The sequence below is a fragment of the Bradyrhizobium uaiense genome (genome assembly GCF_010811875.1).
GTDB lineage: Bacteria > Pseudomonadota > Alphaproteobacteria > Rhizobiales > Xanthobacteraceae > Bradyrhizobium > Bradyrhizobium uaiense.
This window is the reverse complement of the sequence record NZ_VKHP01000394.1, coordinates 1-5,315: the sequence shown is the minus strand read 5'-3', so window position 1 is coordinate 5,315 and position 5,315 is coordinate 1. Positions and strand designations below refer to the sequence as shown.

General features: G+C 56.7%; 4 protein-coding genes and 1 pseudogene. All 5 read left to right on the top strand.

Translation table 11 applies throughout. The annotated features are described in order from the left end of the window. Positions 1–284: 284 nt before the first annotated feature. Positions 285–461: pseudogene (tnpB, locus tag FNJ47_RS54925) on the top strand (IS66 family insertion sequence element accessory protein TnpB); the annotation flags it as partial. A 64-nt stretch (positions 462–525) separates the two neighbouring features. Further along, positions 526–1,050 carry a helix-turn-helix domain-containing protein gene (locus FNJ47_RS44460; RefSeq protein WP_163162910.1) on the top strand — a complete coding sequence of 175 codons (525 nt, stop codon included), beginning with the start codon at positions 526–528 and terminating at the stop codon, positions 1,048–1,050. 413 nt (positions 1,051–1,463) lie between these two features. After that, entirely contained in the window at positions 1,464–2,357 is an 894-nt protein-coding gene (locus FNJ47_RS44455; protein WP_163162908.1) for an amino acid ABC transporter substrate-binding protein, read from the top strand. A gap of 121 nt (positions 2,358–2,478) precedes the next feature. Beyond that, a complete protein-coding gene (locus FNJ47_RS44450; RefSeq protein WP_163162906.1) occupies positions 2,479–3,882 on the top strand; it encodes an amidohydrolase family protein in 1,404 nt (467 codons plus the stop codon). A 546-nt stretch (positions 3,883–4,428) separates the two neighbouring features. Next, positions 4,429–4,920: an Lrp/AsnC family transcriptional regulator gene (locus FNJ47_RS44445; RefSeq protein WP_163162904.1), complete on the top strand. Its 492-nt coding sequence runs from the start codon at positions 4,429–4,431 to the stop codon at positions 4,918–4,920. Positions 4,921–5,315: the final 395 nt, after the last annotated feature.

Here is a 5,315-nt window from a genome sequence, read left to right as displayed (position 1 = left end):
AGGCTCGACGCCGCCGTCGAGGCGCAGCCGAACGCGATCGATAAGGCGCATGTTCTGGTGAGTCCGGCCGAGCGGATCGAGGTGATGATCGCGGGCGCGACGGTGCGCGTGCCCGTCGACACCGCGACGCTGGAGCGCGTGCTGGCGGCGGTGAGGTCGACGCGATGATCTCGTTCGGTCCAATGGTCCGTGTGTTCGTCGCGATCAGCCGATTGACTTTCGCAACGGCGTTCATGGCCTAGTCGCGCTGGTAGCGGAAGGATTAGGCGGCAAGCCGCTACAGCGGCGACGTTTATGTCTTCCGATCGAGGCGATCGGATCGTTTGAAGCTTCTGGTTTTTGACGGCTCGGGAATGGTTCTAGCGACGGAGTGGCTCGAGAATGGAAGCTTCGCCTGGCCACCTGTTCGCGAGGGTACGATGCCGGTGACGGGGACGCAACTGGCTGTCAGTAGCTCGTGATCTGTCGCCTGTTTGTAGCTCGTGAAGTGTCGTGTTTTTGGTGCCCCGGAGCAAAGGGGGCGCGATGGGCACGGCATCCATTCACGAGGGTGTACGACGGATGCGGTTTTCAGATTTGCTGGAACGGACGAAGGCGAGGGAACTGACGCAGGAGGCTGCTGCGGAGGTTCTCGGGATCAGTGTTCGGACCTTCCAACGGTGGGCGGAGCGTTATGAGGCGGAGGGCGATGGCGGGCTGGTCGACCGCCGGTTGGGGCGGCGCTCGCCACGGCGGGCTCCACAGGAAGAACTGGAACGGATGCTGGGACTGTTCCGGGACAAGTACGCGGACTTCACGGTGAAGCGCTTCCACGAGCAGCTGCAAAAGCGGCACGACTATGTGCTGGGCTATACGGTGACGAAGCTCGCCCCGCAGGCGGCAGGCCTGGTGCGGAAGGCGCCGAATCGTTCGGCGCACCGCAAGAAGCGCCCGCGCCGGCCGCTTCGGGGCATGCTGCTGCACCAGGACGGATCGCGCCATGTCTGGATCGAAGGTCTGGGGAACGACGCTCTGACGCCCCGGCGCGATGGAGCAGATTGCGAACCATGAAAAACTTCGCGCAACCAAAATCTAGAAAATGCATACCGCCCGGATTTCGTGTTTTCCGATTGCGCATGATCGCCGATGGACGGGAGCGCCTCACACAAGCGGGGAAGGTGGCCCCGTCGGGTTCACGACATTGCTGTCGACGTATTCTCATATTTCGAAATCTAAATGTTCGAAAATTGACATTTTGTAGTTCCAAATGGCTTAAGAGGCCTATCATTTAGCCATGGATGAATGCTGCCTGGTTTATGTGCTGTGCGGAATGAGCGGATCTTACGCTGCCCAGCTTCGGGAACTAGGCGTCTGCCGGCGGTTGGAAGCGGTCATCTTAGCGACGCCGGATCGCCTGGGAGCGCACGCGCTGCCCAAGATCAAAAGCGCAAAAAGCGCGTTTCATATGAATCAGAGGAATTCCCATGGCTAAAATGTTTGCACTGCTTTCAGCGATCGCGATCACCGCAACTGCGATTTCCACGGCGCACGCGGGTCCAACGCTGGACAACATTAGATCGAAAAAGGTGATCACCATTGGTTATCGCGAGGCCTCGATCCCCTTTTCCTATCTCGGCGCTGATCAGAAGCCTGTTGGTTTTTCGCTCGACCTGTGCGCGCACGTCGTCGATCGTCTGAAAGTCGATCTTGGTACTCCGGACATTCAGACAAAGCTGACGCCCGTCAACTCGTCCAACCGGATTCCACTTATCCAGAATGGCACGATCGACATCGAGTGCGGCGGCACTGCCAGCAGTAAGCAGCGTCTAGAACAGGTCTCATTCAGTGTTGCCACCTTCGCCAGTCAAACGGCTTGGCTCGCAAAGGCATCAAGCGGGCTCAAGACGCCGAAAGATCTGAAAGGGAAGACCGTTGTCGTAACTCAGGGTTCCGATGCTCTCGGCATTGCCAAAGGCATTTCGCAGCAGGACGATCTCAACCTAACCATCGCGCAAGCCAAAGATCATGCGGAATCATTGCTGCTACTCACGACCGGTCGTGTAGCAGCGTGGGTGGAAGCTGACATTCTCTTGGCCGGTATGAAGGCGGATTATGCGAAACCGGCCGACCTCATCTTTCTAAATGCTGACTATGGTACCATTTATTATTATGGCCTGATGTTCTCGAAGGATGATCCCGACTTCAAAAAGTTAGTCGACGACGTTCTCTCCAAACTCATGGCTTCCGGCGAGTTCACCAAAATCTACGACAAATGGTTCGTGGCTGCGATTCCGCCGAAAAACATCAATCTGAACTTCCCAATGACCGATGCGCTCAAGGAGCGCGTCGCTCACCCCAGTGATGTGGTCAATTACTGAGCTTGACCGCGGCGAGCCGAAGCGCCGCGGCGATAGGATGTCAATGCCAGACCCATCAACTGGCCAATGCTGGTTGCGATTGCGGACGCAAGCAACTGTCGTCACCTAAAGGAGGCGCGAAATGACAAGCGGAGCAGTTGACTGGAAGTCGATGACAAACGCGGATCGACAAATTGCACAATGGGTCGAGCAGACGCCATTTGTCGACACCCATGAACATCTGATCGAGGAAAGTCAGCGCCTTTCCGGAGCAATCCATCCACGAACATTGCCATGCAACGACTGGGCCTATTTATTCAGATCCTATGCTGCCGAGGATCTGGTAGTTGCAGGCCTGCCAGCGAGCGACCTTCGAGGGTTTCTCGGGCCGGACCTTACGAGCCAGGAAAAGTATCGGTTGATCGCGCCCTATTGGGAAAGGATCCGCCACACCGGTTACGCCCAGGCGCTGCGCCATACGTTTCGTGGCGTTTACGGTGAAGACGACCTGACGGATGAAAGCCTGCCTCGCATCGCCGAGAAATACCATCAAACCGTGCAGCCGGGTTTTTACGCACGGATTCTGGAGCTGGCAAACATCAAAGGCTGTCACGTCAATTCGCTCCAGCGCATCTTTATGGAGACCGAGCAGCCAGGGCTCCTCGACCACGACATAAGCATTCTTCAATTGTGCCGGTGTAGTGCTGCTGACTTTGCGTGGGTGGAAGCCGAAACCGGCAGACGCCCGACCACGCTCGATGAATGGCTCGATGTTATTGACTTTTATTTTGCAACATACGGCGCAAAAGCCGTGGCCGTAAAATCGCAAATTGCCTATTCGCGCGCCCTCGATTTCGAGCCGGTCACCAAGGCGCATGCCGCAAGACTATTTCCTCACCATGCCGACAGAGTCGGCGCTTTGCACGCGCTAGGTCCTGAGGACCTCAAGGCGCTGCAAGACTATCTGTTCCGCTATTGCGTCGGCAAGGCTGGCGAGTACGGCTTGCCTGTCAAACTCCACACCGGCGTTTTGGCTGGCTACGGCGTGATGCAACTCGCCCGTACTCGCAACAATGCCGCAGACGTCTGCCGTCTGCTGCAGGATTTTCCCGAAACCCAATTCGTGCTCATGCATATTGGCTACCCATACGAGCACGAATTTATCGCGCTGGCCAAACATTATCCTAACGCGGCGATCGACATGTGCTGGGCATGGATCATCAATCCCGTGGCGGGCGTTCGCTTCTTGAAGGAGTTTTTGATGGCGGTTCCGTCCAACAAGATCTTCACCTTCGGCGGCGACTACGTCGCTGTCGAGCCGATTTATGGCCATGCGTGCGTAGCGCGCCGTGGAATCGCACAAGCCATCTCGCAATTGGTTGCCGAAGGCTGGATCGCGCTCGAGGACACCCGTGGCCTCATTGACCGGATCATGCGCGGCAATGCGCTTCAGTTTTTTCAGAATGCGCATCGGGGAGGACGACGCAGCGGTGAGCGGCGGCCAACCGCTTTGAAAAAGCTTGTCGACGTGCATGAACGTCAATGATCGAAGGTGATTGGTGCACCCGGGATATCGAGCATGATCAACTGGCCAGTGCCACTCTCTCGTGATTGGCGTGTCAATGCGCGGCCAATTGGGCGAGTAAAGAGGGCGGAGCCGACAGCCATCGATCATACGCGGCGACCAATTGAAGCGCTGCCGCTCGACTTCAAAGTGCTGCGACCCGGCGATCGTTAATCGATGGCGAATCCGTCAACCGCGAACTTGGCCTGGCTCGCTTCACTTCTGGCGAAGCGGGTGCAGCAGTGCTCGAAAGGATTCGCAGTGCACCGTGCGAGCGGCATCGGGGAAGTCCTGCATGTGCATAGGAATCAGTTCGGGCTGGAGCGGAAATGGGGCTCGAATAGCCGAGACTATCGAAACGCGGGCGTGTTGTGATGACGAGTGCGCGCCCGCAGCCGGTAGTTTTCCGAGCTTGATCGATCGAGGGTGCGCTGAACATCTTCTATATCTTCATGCCTTTGAGCGCTTCTCGTCGCCCGCGCGTGGATCTGCCGGAGAATTTCATCTTCGGCTTGGAGCTGGTATGCAATGCGATATGATCGGATAGACGCTCGCATCCTCGAACTCGTGCAGAAGAACATTCGCCTGACTTCCGAGGTGATCGGCGAAATAGCGGGGCTTTCTCCAACAGCGTGCCAACGCCGCTTGAAGAGGCTGCGCTCGGAAGGCATCATTGAGGCGGATATCTCGATCGTTTCGCCGAAGGCCGTTGGTAGACCCATCCAAATGCTTGTACTGGTGACCATGGAGCGGGAGCGTTCTGATATCATTGACGGGTTCAAGAAGGCCATCAAGTCTTCAGTCGAAGTCGTCAATGGCTTCTACGTCACCGGTGATGCTGACTTTATCCTATACGTTACCGCGCGTACCATGGAGGACTACGAGCAATTCACCAGACGGTTCTTTTACGAGATGCCGGACATCAAATGCTTCAAGACGCTGGTCGTCTTGGATCGGGTAAAGGCTGGCTTCGCTGTTCCCGTTGAGGTGCCTCCCTGTGATAGACTAACCAATCGTTGATCTGGTATGTCGACCAGCAGATCCACTAAGAGCTGCGCACTGAAGTAGCCAGCCATTCTCTAGTGCACTGACTTATACTTGAGTGAAGCCAGAGCCAGACGCAGACGCATCTGTTGTTCCAGCTGGTCAGCCGGCGTCATGAGTCGCCCGTGAACAAGCCTGTAAGCTATTGAGCGGTAGTCTGTTGTCGGGATTTGACGACGTTTGAGATTGCAGGGATTTGAGGCTTGGGCGCTGCAAACCTCGCAAATTCGTTTTGTGGATTCCTCTTCGCTGTGAACCGTGCTTCTGTGGTGCACCGGAGGGACGATGCGGCCGAAGAAGCACAAGACGACGGGATCAAACGATCTGTTCCGGGCATGGCTGGATCAGATCATCAACATGAAGCACGAGCT